The organism is Halobacillus dabanensis, assembly GCF_900114165.1.
GTDB lineage: Bacteria > Bacillota > Bacilli > Bacillales > Halobacillaceae > Halobacillus > Halobacillus dabanensis.
Genome location: NZ_FOSB01000005.1, coordinates 265,134 through 280,983 on the forward strand (window position 1 = coordinate 265,134; position 15,850 = coordinate 280,983).

The 15,850-nt window shown below is 45.0% G+C and carries 15 protein-coding genes; all 15 read left to right on the forward strand.

Features of this window, described 5'->3' with window-relative positions; translation table 11 throughout:
* Positions 1 to 54: 54 nt before the first annotated feature.
* The 15 genes from BMZ58_RS10805 (at position 55) to BMZ58_RS10880 (ending at position 15,757) form a co-directional block, all read left to right on the forward strand.
* On the forward strand, positions 55 to 843 hold the full coding sequence (locus BMZ58_RS10805) for a YlmH family RNA-binding protein (protein WP_425268653.1): 789 nt from the start codon (positions 55 to 57) through the stop codon (positions 841 to 843).
* Positions 844 to 917: 74 nt separating this feature from the next.
* Positions 918 to 1,442: a DivIVA domain-containing protein gene (locus tag BMZ58_RS10810; protein ID WP_075036569.1), complete on the forward strand. Its 525-nt coding sequence runs from the start codon at positions 918 to 920 to the stop codon at positions 1,440 to 1,442.
* Between the two features lie 688 nt (positions 1,443 to 2,130).
* Positions 2,131 to 2,604 (forward strand): signal peptidase II, encoded by a 474-nt coding sequence (gene lspA, locus BMZ58_RS10820; protein WP_279626129.1) that lies wholly within the window; start codon positions 2,131 to 2,133, stop codon positions 2,602 to 2,604.
* On the forward strand, positions 2,601 to 3,509 hold the full coding sequence (locus BMZ58_RS10825; protein ID WP_075036571.1) for an RluA family pseudouridine synthase: 909 nt from the start codon (positions 2,601 to 2,603) through the stop codon (positions 3,507 to 3,509). Before lspA ends, BMZ58_RS10825 begins: the two co-directional genes overlap by 4 nt.
* 207 nt (positions 3,510 to 3,716) lie before the next feature.
* The gene (gene pyrR, locus BMZ58_RS10830; protein WP_075036626.1) at positions 3,717 to 4,259 is read left to right on the forward strand and encodes a bifunctional pyr operon transcriptional regulator/uracil phosphoribosyltransferase PyrR; all 543 of its coding nucleotides are present in this window, start codon (positions 3,717 to 3,719) and stop codon (positions 4,257 to 4,259) included.
* 167 nt (positions 4,260 to 4,426) lie between these two features.
* The gene (locus BMZ58_RS10835) at positions 4,427 to 5,845 is read left to right on the forward strand and encodes a solute carrier family 23 protein (RefSeq protein ID WP_075036572.1); all 1,419 of its coding nucleotides are present in this window, start codon (positions 4,427 to 4,429) and stop codon (positions 5,843 to 5,845) included.
* Between the two features lie 138 nt (positions 5,846 to 5,983).
* Entirely contained in the window at positions 5,984 to 6,880 is an 897-nt protein-coding gene (locus BMZ58_RS10840) for an aspartate carbamoyltransferase catalytic subunit (protein WP_075036573.1), read from the forward strand.
* Complete coding sequence (locus BMZ58_RS10845; RefSeq protein ID WP_075036574.1) at positions 6,881 to 8,170, forward strand: dihydroorotase; 1,290 nt, start codon at positions 6,881 to 6,883, stop codon at positions 8,168 to 8,170.
* Positions 8,151 to 9,263 carry a carbamoyl phosphate synthase small subunit gene (locus tag BMZ58_RS10850; RefSeq protein WP_075036575.1) on the forward strand — a complete coding sequence of 371 codons (1,113 nt, stop codon included), beginning with the start codon at positions 8,151 to 8,153 and terminating at the stop codon, positions 9,261 to 9,263. Before BMZ58_RS10845 ends, BMZ58_RS10850 begins: the two co-directional genes overlap by 20 nt.
* Positions 9,242 to 12,445, forward strand: coding sequence for a carbamoyl-phosphate synthase large subunit (gene carB / locus BMZ58_RS10855; RefSeq protein WP_075036576.1), 3,204 nt, complete (start codon positions 9,242 to 9,244; stop codon positions 12,443 to 12,445). Before BMZ58_RS10850 ends, carB begins: the two co-directional genes overlap by 22 nt.
* Positions 12,442 to 13,200 (forward strand): dihydroorotate dehydrogenase electron transfer subunit, encoded by a 759-nt coding sequence (locus BMZ58_RS10860; protein ID WP_075036577.1) that lies wholly within the window; start codon positions 12,442 to 12,444, stop codon positions 13,198 to 13,200. The genes carB and BMZ58_RS10860 overlap by 4 nt, the downstream gene beginning before the upstream one ends.
* On the forward strand, positions 13,197 to 14,129 hold the full coding sequence (locus BMZ58_RS10865; RefSeq protein ID WP_425268654.1) for a dihydroorotate dehydrogenase: 933 nt from the start codon (positions 13,197 to 13,199) through the stop codon (positions 14,127 to 14,129). The genes BMZ58_RS10860 and BMZ58_RS10865 overlap by 4 nt, the downstream gene beginning before the upstream one ends.
* Positions 14,086 to 14,817, forward strand: coding sequence for an orotidine-5'-phosphate decarboxylase (pyrF, locus tag BMZ58_RS10870; RefSeq protein ID WP_341864783.1), 732 nt, complete (start codon positions 14,086 to 14,088; stop codon positions 14,815 to 14,817). Before BMZ58_RS10865 ends, pyrF begins: the two co-directional genes overlap by 44 nt.
* The gene (pyrE, locus tag BMZ58_RS10875) at positions 14,792 to 15,421 is read left to right on the forward strand and encodes an orotate phosphoribosyltransferase (protein ID WP_075036580.1); all 630 of its coding nucleotides are present in this window, start codon (positions 14,792 to 14,794) and stop codon (positions 15,419 to 15,421) included. The genes pyrF and pyrE overlap by 26 nt, the downstream gene beginning before the upstream one ends.
* Before the next feature lie 102 nt (positions 15,422 to 15,523).
* A complete protein-coding gene (locus tag BMZ58_RS10880) occupies positions 15,524 to 15,757 on the forward strand; it encodes a hypothetical protein (RefSeq protein ID WP_244151534.1) in 234 nt (77 codons plus the stop codon).
* Positions 15,758 to 15,850 lie beyond the last annotated feature (93 nt).

Genomic DNA, 15,850 nt, shown 5'->3' on the forward strand with positions numbered 1-15,850 from the left:
AGGAACAGATCAGAGCTGATAACGATGCTCTCGCGTCTGTTCCTTTTGGTAGTTATGGAGGTTTTTTTATTGGAGATCTATCAGCATTTTCGAAAAGAAGAACAGCCGTTTATCGATCAAGTCCTCTCCTGGAGAGAAGACGTTGCTCTAAAATATCAACGGAAACGAAGTGATTTTCTTAACCCCCGGGAGCAGATGATATTCAAGGCAGTTATGGGAAATGAAGCTGATCTTATTTACGGACTTGAAGGGGGCGCGGATTACAGTGAACGTAAACGTGCGATCATCGCTCCTGATTACGAAGTGATTGAAAAAGAGGATTACCAGCTGACATTGTTAGAAGCAACGTATCCTGAAAAATTTGTGACCCTGGAACACAGAGATGTGCTGGGTGCCTTCATGTCCCTCGGTGTACGACGTGAAAAAATGGGGGATCTCGTTGTACAGGATGGGGTTATTCAGTTGACAGCTGCCTCTGAGATCAGTGATTATATCAAAATGAATTTGACAGGTATTAAAAAGTCAAATGTCGAGTTTGTCGAGATTCCATGGGAAAAACTTATGGAGAGTAAAGAATCATGGGTAGCGAAGGAAACGACTGTTTCTTCTCTCCGGCTCGATGTCATGGTCAAAGAGATTTACGGCATGTCACGTAAAAAAGCTTCCATGTTCATTGAAGGTGGGCGTGTGAAGGTCAACTTTCGTACGGTGGAAAACCCTGCCTTTTCATTAGAGAAGGGAGACCTTATTTCCCTGAGAGGAAAAGGCAGAAGCCGTCTGGATGAAATAAACGGTCAAACGAGAAAAGAGAAATATAAAGTGATGACAGCTAAGTTAAATTAAATATGTGAAGAAGAAGGAATTCGTAGCTTTCTGTCGAATTATTATTTACTAGAAGAGTTGAGGAGGTGGATGGTGTGCCATTAACACCACTGGATATCCATAACAAAGAATTCACACGCGGATTCAGAGGCTATGACGAGGATGAAGTCAATGAATTCCTCGATCAGGTAATCAAAGATTATGAAATCGTCATCCGTCAAAAGAAAGAATTAGAGCGTGAAGTGAACCAGTTAAACGAACGACTAGGACATTTCAATGATATAGAGACGACATTGAACAAATCGATTCTCGTCGCCCAAGAGACGGCAGAAGATGTGAAGAGCAGTGCGAATAAAGAATCCAAACTTATTATAAAAGAGGCAGAAAAGAATGCCGATCGAATCGTAAATGATGCGCTTGAAAAGTCCCGTCGAATTTCTATTGAAGTGGAAGATATGAAAAAGCAGGCGAAAGTCTTCAAAACAAGATTACGTATGCTCGTGGAAGCCCAAATCGATATGATCGACAATGATGATTGGGATCATCTGTTCGATACAGAACTCGACGATGAGAAAGAAGTCGAACGGAAAATGGAACAAGAGTACTCTTCTCAGTCTTAAGAGTAGATCTTACATATTGAAATGAAACATTTCCCCACCAAGGTGCCGTCCAAACCACACGGCACCTTTTCTTGTTCCTCCCTAGATGCTGATGAGAGTAAGGTGATATGGGGGATGAGTCGCTTTCAGCGGGGAAGACGGCAAGCGACTCATCCCCACCGGTCCTTGCATAATCTGTTTCTTGACATCGAATAGGAATAGGTACCCTTATTTTGATAAAGGTAAAGCACTCTGGTGGTGTGATTACAGCATTTCGAAATGATAAATTCCCCAAACTTTAGGGGAGGAGGGTAGAGATTCTCCCTATCGTATGTGGCTGGAACGAAGAAGTGAGGGAAAAGCTTCCTGCTCACATTATGGTAGGCCCGCTATTAATGCTGTCCTCATGATAGGATTCTTTTTAGCTGAAAAGGCATTTTATGACACTGCGGGGTGGATCTTCCTCAACGAATGGGAACTTATACCTCAAGCGTTTTCGAGAGGTATATTATAGCAAGGGGCATAGGGAAATGGTGAGACTCCTGCGCTCCCGCGGAAAGCGAACCATTCCCCGAAGTCCCAATCAACTCACACAATATCTCGAAACCAAGTTTAATGTATAAGTCTGCTGATGTAGATGAGGGAGATTAATACAAGGATGTAGTTTTGTGGTACAATATGCTAGGAATAAGATTCATGGAGGACGCTTATGATTGTGTATTATATCATCGCCATTGCTGTCATCCTACTTGACCAATGGACGAAGTGGCTTGTAGTAACAAATATGAACATAGGACAAAGTATACCGATGATCGAAGATTTCCTTTATTTGACCTCCCACCGAAACCAGGGAGCAGCCTGGGGAATCCTTCAAGGCCAAATGTGGTTCTTTTACATCATTACAGTAGTCGTTATCGGTTTTGTCATTTATTATCTTCATCAATATGGAAAAGAAAGCCGTTTTGTCGGTGTAGCACTTGCATTGATTCTATCTGGTGCAATTGGGAACTTTATTGATAGAGTATTCAGGAAAGAAGTCGTCGATTTTGTAAATACGTACATCTTTTCCTATAATTTTCCTATTTTTAATGTTGCGGATTCTGCTCTAGTGGTCGGAGTCATATTTGTTATGATAGCGACGTTTGTGGATGAGCGGAAAAAGAAAGGAAGTTTGGAAACGTGAGTGAACAGTATAAAGTTACAGAAAAGGATCAATCGAAACGGATTGATAAATTGTTGACTGATATCATCGATGACGCATCCAGGTCCCAAATTCAGGGATGGGTGAAGGATGACGTTATACTTGTCGATGGTAAATCCGTGAAAAGCAATTATAAAGTTCAGGAAGGGGAAACCATCACCTGGACTATTCCTGCCCCGGAACCGATGGATATAGTGCCAGAAAACATACCGATTGATATCGTTTATCAGGACGAGGATGTCATTGTTGTCAACAAGCCTTCCGGAATGGTCATCCATCCATCAGCCGGTCATTATTCAGGAACGCTTGTTAATGCACTCCTTCATCATGTGAAAGATCTGTCAGGCATTAACGGGGTGGAGCGTCCTGGTATTGTCCATCGGATCGATAAAGATACGAGTGGTTTATTGATGGTCGCCAAAAATGATCTTGCCCATAAGTCTTTAGCAGATCAACTATCCAAGAAGACGGTGGAACGTAAGTATGAAGCGATTGTCCATGGAGAAATCCATCACGAATATGGAACCATCGATGCACCGATCGGACGAGATCCGAAAGATAGACAAAAAATGGCGGTCGTCGATGATGGAAGAGAAGCGGTCACTCACTTCCGTGTCCTTCGTCATTTCGCTGATTTCACTTTAGTCGAGTGTACGCTCGAGACGGGACGTACGCACCAGATCCGTGTCCACATGCGTTATATTAGTCACCCGCTTGCAGGGGATCCTAAATATGGTCCGCGTAAAACATTGGATTTGAACGGTCAAGCACTTCATGCTAAATCGCTTGGATTCGAACACCCTCGTACAGGTGAATGGAAAAAGTTCGAGGTAGAACCTCCCGAGGATTTTGCTGAAACACTGAGTTATTTAGAAATGAGAGAATAATCCAGTAAAGATCTTAGTTGACAAACAGCTTTGGTTTTGGCATAATCATCAATAGAATATAAAGACCTTTAAAGACAGTCCCGTGAGGCTGGAAAGGTGACGGTTCGTACACAGGATATGTGTATGGAAAAGCCCCTTTTCTGCCTTTATGTGGAAAAGGGGCTTTTTGTATACCTTGAGAATTAAGCGAAGGAGGAGCGAGCGGTGATGAACGAAAAAGCGATCGTACTGGATGATGCAGCGATTCGGAGAGCTTTGACGAGAATCTCTCATGAAATTATAGAGAAGAACAAGGGAATCGAAAACGTGGTGCTTGTTGGAATAAAAACCCGTGGAGTACCCATCGCTCAACGCCTGAAAAATAAGATACAGGAAATTGAGGGAACGGATGTTGCTGATGGAGAGCTTGATATCACGCTTTATCGTGACGATTTGACTCCAGAACAAAATGCAGCCGAACCCCAACTGAGAGAAACGAACATTGAAACTGATATCGATGGAAAGAAAGTCATCCTCGTCGATGATGTCCTTTATACGGGTCGGACGGTGCGTGCCGCAATGGACGCTCTCATCGACCATGGTCGACCGAAAGAAATTCAGCTCGCAGTCTTAGTAGACCGGGGGCACCGGGAATTGCCGATCCGGGCAGATTTCGTTGGTAAAAATGTCCCGACATCCCTGGATGAAATCATCACCGTCACCTTATCGGAAACGGATGACCAGGACGAAGTGAAAATTTACGAAAAATAAATAAAGCAACCTTTAATGGAAGTCCCGAGAGGCTTAAAAGGTTCGTAGTGATTACGTGTAGCAGTACACGTCTACCTCTTTGCGGACTTTTTGAGCGCAAAGAGGTTTTTTTATGAAAATTTCAACCCTCTCAGACTTCAGCGCTAAAATTTAAGGAGGAATCATCAATGAAACAACATAAAGCAGCACTTGAAGTCAACGAAGTACCAGCCATGAGTAAATGGCTCGTCCTCAGTTTGCAACACCTATTCGCTATGTTCGGAGCGACTATCCTTGTCCCATTTTTAACAGGACTACCACCGGCCGTCGCCCTTGTCTCAAGCGGGGTTGGAACACTCGCTTATCTATTGATCACTAGAGGTAAAGTACCTGCTTATCTCGGGTCAAGCTTTGCTTTTATTGCACCGATCATTCAAGTATCGAATTCAAGCGGAATTCCTGGAGCCATGGTCGGAAGCTTTCTTGCCGGTCTCGTCTACGGCTTGGTGGCCTTGCTCATATCGCTCTTCGGTACAAAGTGGCTCATGAATCTTCTGCCACCGATCGTTGTAGGACCAGTAATCATCGTCATCGGTCTCGGACTTGCATCAACGGCTATCGACATGGCGATGTACTTGCCCGGCCAGGAAGAGAACATTTATAGTGGCACCCATTTATTGGTCGCACTTGTTACCCTGGCAATCACGATAATCGCATCGATTTATTTTAAAGGGTTCTTCTCCTTGCTGCCGATTTTGTTCGGAATCGTCGGAGGGTATGTGTTTGCAATGACTCAAGGAATTGTTGATACAAGCGCCATTCAGGAAGAATGGACAGCGATAACCACTGCTGGATCTCTAGCTGGTAGCGTTGCAGCGATCTTCCAGATGCCAGGTTTCATTATTCCTTTTGTAGACTTTTCCCCGCTGGAAGTGATTAGTTGGGAAATCGCCTTCCTGATGGTGCCATTCGCCCTTGTGACTATTACAGAGCATACGGGAGACCAAATGGTTCTGTCTAAGGTTGTCGGCAAGAACTTCTTGAAAGAACCGGGATTGGACAAATCCATCTTAGGGGATGGGGTAGCGACCTTTATCGCTTCTTGTCTCGGTGGACCACCGAACACGACTTATGGGGAGAATATCGGAGTGCTGGCTATCACGCGCGTCTACAGCGTCTTTGTCATCGGTGGTGCGGCAGTCATCGCCATCGTCTTCGGATTCATCGGTATGGTTACCGCTGTTATCGGATCCATTCCATCAGCAGTAATGGGCGGTGTGTCGATCCTGCTCTTCGGAATCATCGCATCCAGCGGTTTGCGTATGCTGATTGATAATCAAATCGACTTCGGCGAAAAAAGAAACCTTATCATCGCATCCGTCATCCTTGTCATCGGTGTCGGAGGGGCATTTGTCCAAGTGACAGAAGATATCCAAATAGCAGGCATGGCCCTCGCAGCGATCATCGGTATCTTATTGAATTTGATCCTGCCTGGAAAAGAAAAAGGACATGGAAACGGACAGATGTTTGAAGCACCAGTGGTAGAAAAGGAAAAAAAAGAAAACTCATGTAGCTTGAACCAAAACTCATGCACACGTTTTAACTGAGTCCCGTGAGGCTCGAAAAGGTGTACTAGGGTCTTTCTCGTCATATATGTGACGAGCAGAGTACCCCCAGACACCTGGGGGTACTTTTTTTATAACCTTAGTCCCGATTTAACCTAATCTTAGATCGGAGAGATGAAAATGATGATTACAAAATCGAAACAGCATTTACTTTCAATAAAACAGTTGACGAACGAAAAGATTCATCACCTATTCGAAATAGCTAAGCGTTTGGAACGGGAAGAAACAAAACCTTCTTATAATGATACGTTTGCAACGAACTTATTCCTTGAGCCAAGTACTCGTACAAAAACTAGTTTTCATATAGCAGAACGGAAATTAGGGATGGAAGTGTTGGAACTTGGCGGAGATGATTCCAGTTTGACCAAAGGGGAAAGCCTTTATGACACACTGAAAACGATCGAGGCTCTCGGTGTTGATATCGCTGTTGTAAGGCAATCCGAGATCGGAATGTTGGACCATTGTTCCAAAGGGCTGGATATGTCCTTAATTAACGCTGGCGACGGGTGTGGAGAGCATCCGACTCAATCTCTGCTCGATCTGTACACGATTTTTGAACATTTTAATACCTTCCAAGGTTTGAATATTTGTATCGCAGGCGACTTGAAGCATAGCCGGGTGGCAAGGTCGAATGCTTTTGCACTCAGACAGCTTGGCGCAAATGTTTCTTTTGCCAGTAAAGAGGAATGGCAGGATCCGACGCTTGCAGATCGTTACATAAACATAGACGATGCTGTGGAACAATGTGATGTGCTTATGCTTTTAAGAATCCAGCATGAAAGGCACGAAGAACAAGAGACGACAGGTTCCTACCTTGAACAGTATGGGCTGACAAAAGAGAGGGAATCACGCATGGCTGCTCACAGTCTCATCCTTCATCCGGCCCCTGTGAACCGGGGAGTGGAAATTGACGCAGACCTTGTCGAGTCGCCAAAGTCACGGATTTTCCGGCAAATGACAAATGGCGTGACAATCAGGATGGCCATTATGGAAGCATTTATGAAAGGGGAGCTTTAAATGAAGAAGAAAATCGTCAATACTAAAGTGTTAGAGAATGGAAGTTATAAAGATAGAGAGATTTTAATCGAAGAGGGGACAATCATTCAGCTGGATGAAAAAGCAGGGGACGCGGATGAGGTGATTGATGCAAAGGGACATCTCGTATTGCCGGGATTTGTAGATGTCCATATCCATTTAAGGGAACCAGGGGATGAAGCTAAGGAAACGATAGCAACCGGTACACAGGCGGCTGCCCGAGGAGGATTCACTACTGTCTGTGCCATGCCGAACACCCGCCCGGTTCCTGATCAACCGGCAGTGATGCAGCAGTTACTCGACAAAATTGATAAAGACGCAGTCGTAAGAGTGTTACCTTATGCTTCTATAACTACTAGACAGCTGGGACAAGAGCTTGTCGACATGGAAAGTTTAGCGGAATTAGGAGCTTTTGCATTTACAGATGATGGAGTAGGAGTTCAGACTACAGGCAAAATGTATGAAGCTATGCAAGAAGCAAGTCGACTGGATAAAGCGATTGTCGCACATTGTGAAGACAATTCGCTCGTTTATAAAGGGGTCGCCCATCAAGGAGAAGTGAGTGAAAGGTTAGGACTCCCAGGAATAGCCAATGTAGCAGAATCGGTCCAAATTGCAAGAGACGTTCTTCTCGCTGAAGCAACCGGCTGCCATTACCATGTTTGTCATGTTTCTACGAAAGAGTCTGTCCGGGTGATCCGTGATGCGAAGCGGGCAGGGATCCGTGTGACAGCGGAGGTCACTCCTCATCACCTTCTATTGAATGAAAAAGATGTGAAGGAAGATGATGGCTTTTTCAAAATGAATCCTCCGCTCCGGTCAGAGGAAGATCAACAGGCATTAATTCAAGGTTTGCTCGATGGAACCATTGACTTCATCGCCACGGACCACGCTCCTCATACAGAGGAAGAAAAACAACAAGGGTTTTTGTATTCTCCATTCGGGATCACTGGTCTGGAGACAGCTTTTCCTCTGCTTTATACACATATCGTTGAGAAAGGATTGGCTCCTGTAGACCAGGTAGTCGATTGGCTGACAAGAAAACCGGCCGAAACGTTTGGACTTCCATATGGAACCATTCAAAAGGGGACGGCTGCAGACCTGACTTTTATTGACTTAGATACGGAAAAAGAAATCAACCGACATGAATTTGTATCCAAAGGTAAAAATACACCATTCCATGGCTGGAAAGTGAAAGGTTGGCCGCAAGTCACTATGGTAAATGGGAAAATTGTTTGGGAGGGGAAGAAATATGAAACAACTCGTGCTTGAAGATGGAACTGTGTTCGTAGGTGAAGGATTTGGAAGTGATCGGGAAACAATTGGAGAAGTCGTATTCAATACAGGGATGACTGGATATCAAGAAGTGATTTCTGATCCTTCCTATTGTGGACAGCTCATTACGTTCACGTACCCTTTAGTCGGGAACTACGGAATCAACCGGGATGATTTTGAAACGGTCAATCCTTCTGCCCTCGGTGTCATTGTCAAGGAACATTGTGAATTTCCATCCAACTTCCGTAATGAAGAGACGCTCGATGAATTCTTGAAAGCGAAGCAAATACCAGGAATCAGTGGCATTGATACGAGAAAACTGACGAAAATCATTCGCCAGCACGGTACGATGAAGGCGATGATCACAACGGTGGATCGACCAGTTACGGAAGCCATCAAAATTTTAGAAGATACGAAACTTGCGACAGACCAGGTGAAACAAGTGTCCACCGTCAAACCTTACGTTGTACCTGGAAGAGGGCAGCGCATCGTTCTCATGGACTTTGGTATGAAGCATGGCATTCTAAGAGAGTTCACGAAGCGTCATTGCCATGTAACCGTGGTTCCTTACGATACGACAGCAGAAGAAATATTACGGTTGAAGCCTGATGGAGTGATGCTGTCCAATGGTCCTGGCGATCCAAAAAGTGTTCCGGAAGCCATCGATACCATTCGTCAGTTATTCGGCACGGTACCGATTTTCGGTATCTGTCTTGGACATCAACTGATCGCCCTTGCTTCTGGAGCAGATACGTCGAAAATGAAATTCGGACACCGCGGAATCAATCAGCCTGTCAAAGATTTGCGGACAGGGAGAACGTATATGACCTCGCAAAACCATGGCTATGCCGTCGATCTAGAATCATTACAAACAACGAAAATGGATTTGACGCAAGTGTCTCTGAATGACGAAACGGTCGAAGGATTGCTTCACAAAGATTATCCTGTGTTCTCTGTGCAATACCACCCGGAGAGTTCGCCTGGTCCAGAAGATACCGCACACCTTTTTGATGAATTTTTAGAAATGATTACTATACAGCAGGAGCAGAAGAAAAAGGAGGATCTATCATGCCTAAGCGTACAGATATAAACAAAATTCTCGTCATCGGATCAGGACCTATTGTCATTGGCCAGGCTGCTGAATTCGATTATTCCGGAACTCAAGCCTGTCAGTCCCTAAAAGAAGAAGGGTATGAAGTGATTCTAGCAAACTCGAATCCTGCTACGATCATGACAGATCATACATTTGCAGATGAAGTGTATATGGAGCCTCTTACCCTCGAGTTTTTGAAGAAAATCGTTCGAAAAGAAACGCCAGACGCCATTTTACCGACTCTTGGAGGGCAAACTGGTTTGAACCTTGCCGTCGAACTAAGTGAATCAGGGATACTGGATCAATTCGATGTCGAGTTGTTGGGTACACCACTGGATGCAATTCAACGAGCGGAGGATCGTGAAAAATTCCGCTCCCTGATGCATCAAATGAATCAACCGGTACCGGAAAGTGAAATTGTGAGCTCTGTTGACCAGGCACTGGATTTTGCTGCAGAAATCGGTTATCCCGTCATTGTCCGTCCTGCTTATACGATGGGCGGAGCGGGAGGGGGAATGTGTGATGACCCTGCTCAACTGCGTGAAATCGCGCGAAACGGGCTTGCGATGTCCCCAGTACACCAATGTCTCATTGAAAAGAACATTGCAGGCTTCAAGGAAGTCGAATATGAAGTCATGCGTGATAGTTTTGATAATAAGATTGTTGTTTGTAATATGGAGAACTTCGATCCAGTCGGTATCCATACGGGGGATTCCATTGTTGTAGCACCATCCCAGACTTTAAGTGATCGGGAGTATCAGATGCTCAGAAATGCTTCCCTGGAAATCATTCAGGCGCTCGAAATCGAAGGAGGATGCAATGTCCAGCTCGCACTAGATCCTCATAGCTTTCAATATTATGTAATAGAAGTGAATCCACGGGTCAGCCGTTCTTCTGCACTTGCGTCTAAAGCGACTGGTTATCCTATCGCAAAACTAGCAGCCAAAATCGCTGTGGGTATGACGTTGGATGAAATAAAAAATCCGATCACAGGTACGACTTATGCTTGTTTCGAACCAGCCCTGGACTATGTAGTCACGAAAATACCCCGCTGGCCGTTTGATAAGTTCGCCAAAGGCAACCGGAAGCTTGGCACTCAAATGAAAGCCACAGGGGAAGTGATGAGCATCGGCCGTACATTTGAAGAATCACTCATGAAAGCAGTGCGGTCTCTTGAAGGAGAAACAGAAGAATTGTTTTTACCATCCGCAGAAGGCCTGTCGGAGGAAGAATTGATTGGGCGCTTGAGACGTGCGGATGATGAGAGAATTTTCCTTATAGCGGAAGCTTTACGACGTGGCTTCTCCATCGAACGATTGCATGATATTACAGGAGGTGTCGATCTCTTCTTCCTGTACAAGTTACAAAAAATCATCATGCTGGAAAAAGAAATCGTTCAAGGGGAACTTACTCTTCCGTTACTGGAAAAAGTGAAGAGAACTGGATTTTCAGATACCCAGGTCGCTCGTCTGTCTGGAAGATCTACGAAAGAGGTCAGAACAGAGAGACGCACGAATGGTGTTCGCCCTGTTTATAAGATGGTCGATACTTGTGCAGGTGAGTTTGCCTCAGAGACGCCTTATTTTTACAGCAGCTATGAAGAGGAAAATGAAGCAATTCCGACAGATAATAAAAAAGTGCTCGTCATCGGATCTGGTCCCATCCGTATCGGTCAGGGCGTGGAATTTGATTATGCTACCGTCCACTCTGTCCTTGCTTTGAAGGAAATGGGATATGAGGCGATCATCATGAATAATAACCCGGAAACGGTTTCTACAGATTTCAGTGTTTCTGACAAATTATACTTTGAACCATTGACAATAGAAGATGTAATGAATGTCATCGACCTTGAACAGCCGGAAGGAGTCATTGTTCAATTCGGGGGTCAGACAGCGATCAATCTCGTGGATGATCTGACTGCTGAAGGAGTGAAGATTCTCGGTACAACGATGGAATCCATCAACCAGACAGAGGATCGCGATTTGTTCGAACAGCTCTTGAATAAATTGGAAATCGCTAAACCGGGCGGAGAAAGTGTAACGAGTGAAGCAGAAGCATATCAAGCAGCGAAAAATATCGGTTATCCTCTCGTCGTCCGTCCATCCTATGTGCTCGGAGGTCGGGCAATGGCGATTGTTTATTCAGAGGAAGAGCTGGCCGCTTACTTGGAAACAAACGTAACCGTGCATAATGGCCATCCGATTTTAATCGATAAATATATGACAGGGATGGAAATCGAAGTCGACGCCATCTCAGATGGAGAAGATGTCTTCATTCCGGGAATCATGGAACATATAGAACGCGCTGGTGTCCACTCCGGTGATTCGATGGCTGTATATCCGACCCAAAGACTTACGGAAGACCTTGAGCAGCAGTGTATCGATGCGACGATGAAAATCGCACGTGAACTGAACATGAAAGGCTTGATAAACATACAGTTCGTCGTCTTTGAAGGGACAGCCTACGTCCTGGAAGTCAATCCGCGTGCAAGCCGGACCGTTCCATTCCTAAGTAAAATTACCGGCGTGCCTATGGCCAGACTAGCCACCCAGGTGCTTTTAGGGGAGAAACTGAAGGATCATGGCTACTCATCAGGTGTGGCAGTGAAACCGTCTGGTGTCTATGTAAAAGTTCCTGTCTTCTCTTTTGAGAAATTGCGGAGCGTCGATACAACGCTGGGACCTGAAATGAAGTCCACAGGTGAAGTCATCGGGTATGATGAGACACTGGAAAAAGCTCTTTATAAAGGGATGACTTCTGCAGGTTTGCAGATTCCGACACAAGGGGCTGTGCTACTAACGGTAGCCGATAAAGATAAGAGCGAGATGCTGAAAATAGCAGATACCTTCTTCCAGCTTGGCTTTAAATTATACGCAACGGAAGGGACGGCTGCGGTCATTGAAAGAGCCGGTATTCCTGTCGAAGGGGTTGGAAAGGTAGGATCGACCCAGCGTGATGTGATTGACCTCATCCAGCAGGGAGATGTACAAGTTGTAGTTAATACGCTTAACAACGGGATGCGGGCAAGATCCGATGGGTTCAGGATCCGCAGAGAAGCTGTCGAACACCGAATTGCTTGCTTGACGAACCTTGATACAGCACAAACCATTGTAGATGTCATCAATACCATGACCTTTTCCGCACGTGCCATTTCCCCGATGGAAGGAGTAATGGGATGAATCGTGAGTCTATGACGATATTACACCATGAAAGAATTGCAAAAGATACGTACCAGCTTGTCTTGAAAGGCAAGCTGGTCGATCAAATCGAGGATCCGGGGCAGTTCGTACACTTGTTGATCGATGGATTTTACTTAAGACGTCCGGTATCTATCGCTGATTATGACAAATCCAGTGGTACAGTCACCCTCCTTTATAAAGTGTTGGGAGAAGGGACGAAAGCCTTGACAAGGAAATCAGTCGGTGAACAGCTGGACGTTCTCGGTCCAGGAGGCCAGGGGTTCCCACTTAAAAGCATTCAAACACAACGGGCGTTGATCATCGGTGGAGGCATCGGAATTCCACCTTTGTACAGTCTTGCAAAACATCTGCATAACCAGGGAGTAACCATTATTAGTGTCCTCGGTTTTCAATCGATGGATGACGCTTTTCTGGTGGATGAATTCGAAAAGTTCGGGGAGGTATACATCACGACGGATGATGGTTCATTAGGAAGGAAAGGGCTGGTTACCGATCCCCTTTCTGAACTAGAAGGGACATTTGATACGTACTTCACGTGTGGTCCTACCCCTATGTTAAAAGCTGTGTCCGAGCGGTTATCCGATATACCCGGATACATTTCAATGGAAGAGCGGATGGGGTGTGGAATCGGAGCCTGCTTCGCTTGTGTTGTAGAGTCACCGGATAAGAAAGGGTACCGGAGAATTTGTTGTGACGGCCCTGTCTTCCGCAGCGAGGAGGTCGTGTTATCTTGAACTTATCAGTAAACCTACCAGGGTTGTCTTTGAAAAACCCTGTCATGCCAGCATCCGGTTGTTTCGGATTCGGAAAAGAATTCGCCCAATTTTACGATTTAGAAGAGCTGGGGGCTGTAATCATGAAAGCAGCGACAGGCAGCCAGCGGTTCGGAAACGCAACACCGAGGGTCGCAGAAACCGCCAGCGGTATGCTGAATGCTATTGGATTGCAAAACCCTGGAGTGGATCAAATCATTACGGACGAGGTTCCTTTTCTAAAAGAAAGACAAGTACCAATCATTGCGAATGTGGCCGGAAGTACGGTGGAGGAATATGTTACTGTCACAGGGAAAATCTCTGAGCATGTGGATGCCATCGAATTGAACATCTCCTGCCCGAACGTGAAAGAAGGTGGGGTACAGTTTGGCACAGACGCGACACTTGCAGCCGAAGTAACGGCCGAAGTAGTAAGTGCAAGCCATGTACCTGTTTACGTCAAATTATCCCCAAACGTAACAGATATTGTAGAAATGGCACAAGCTGTAGAATCAGCGGGGGCCTCTGGACTGTCGATGGTGAATACACTTACAGGCATGAGGATAAATCCGAAAACAAGGAAGCCTATCATTGCAAATGGTACAGGAGGTTTGTCAGGAGCGGCGATTAAACCGATCAGTATCCGGATGATCCATCAAGTCTATCAAGCTGTCGACCTGCCGATCATCGGGATGGGAGGCATCGAATCAGCCGATGATGTCATCGAATATTTACTGGCTGGTGCTAATGCAGTGGCTATCGGCAGTGCGAATTTCAAGAATCCTTTCATTTGTAAGGAAATCATTGACGAATTGCCAGAGACCCTGGAGAAATATGGTTTTTCTAAGATTGATGATGTCATCGGAGGTGCTCACATTGAAAAAGATCCAACCCATCTACTTCGCTCTTGATTTTGAAAATGCAGAAACAGCATTATCCTTTCTTGATAAAAACGATTTATCCGGCATCCCTGTAAAAGTCGGAATGGAACTTTATTACCGGGAAGGTCCCCGTATCATCGAGCAATTAAAGTCTAGAGGGCATGATATTTTCCTTGATTTGAAACTGCATGATATTCCAGAGACAGTCCGGCGATCGATGCGCAACTTAGCCAAACTGGACGTAGACGTCATAAATGTCCATGCCCAGGGTGGCGGGGATATGATCAAAGCAGCAAAGAGGGGATTGGAAGAAGGTGCTTCTGATGAAGTGCCTGTTCTCCTGGCTGTTACTATGCTTACATCCACAGATCAGAAAATGCTGGAGCAGGATTTGTTATTGAAGGAGTCACTGATCAATGTGGTTCATCATTACAGTAAGCTTGCCGAAATAAACGGGGCGGATGGTGTCGTTTGTTCCGTAGAGGAAGCCGCAATGATCAAACAGCAAACCAGGCTTCTGGCTTTAACACCGGGAATTCGTGAAAAAAATGGTGGGCGACAGGATCAAAAGCGCGTAGCTACTCCAGTGGAGGCTCTTGAAAAAGGAAGTGATTCGATTGTCGTTGGACGTGCCATCAGAGATGCTGAAGACCCACAGGCTACCTATACAAAAATGAAGGAGGCTTTCACTTATGGACAACAAACGACTCATTCGTGACTTGCTGGAAATCGGTGCAGTCAAAGTTCAGACAGAAGACTTTTTTACATGGACATCCGGGATCAAGTCTCCGATTTACTGTGATAACAGGTTGACGATGTCTTATCCTGAGATTCGTAGTACCATCGCGGGTGCATTCGTAGAAAAAATCGAATCATTGAATAAAGAGGTGGATGTGATTGCTGGCTGTGCAACGGCAGGCATTCCCCATGCAGCCTGGATAGCAGAACGAATGAATTTACCAATGGTCTATGTAAGATCCTCTGCAAAAAAACATGGGAAAGGGAATCAGATCGAGGGGCAGTTGCAAAAAGGACAGCGAGCAGTCGTCATTGAAGATTTGATTTCCACAGGAAAATCATCGGTGGAAACTGCAGATGCATTACATAATGCAGGAGTGGAAGTACTCGACGTTTTTTCGATTTTCACCTACGGCCTCCGGGAAGCGGATCAAACATTCAGTAAGAAAGGGTATACCTATCAATCGCTTGCTAGTTATGAAGACCTCCTTGCTCAAATGGTCGAAGATGAGCATTTAACATTCGAACAAAAAGAGCTTCTGGAGAAATGGCGTATGGATCCTCATATTTTTACAAAAGCTTAAATGGTAAGGAGTTGCTATTTCATTCACGTCCTAGTACGATGAAGTCATCAAAGTGTATTGGTGATGAACATGAAATCAAAAAAACATTCTTTTTTCATACTGATGAACGCTTCGTTGGGTTTGTTGACTTGTTTCGTTTATTTGTACACATGGGTCGCATTTTCTTTTATGGAATCCATGTGGTCTCTCGAACCATTGTTAAGCCTTGTCGCCTCTTTGGTACTTTTCGTATTGTGGAACGTTTATATGTTGAAAAGAGAGCGTAACCGTTACTGGGCTCAAGCGATATTTTCGTATGTAGGATCTATTGTCATTTTTGCATATTTCTTAACGTAAAGCCACGATTCCTTCGTGGCTTTTTATTTTGAAAAAATGTTTATTCATCTGCAGAATGGATATCATTCCGGTAAATGTGGAATGGAATGATAG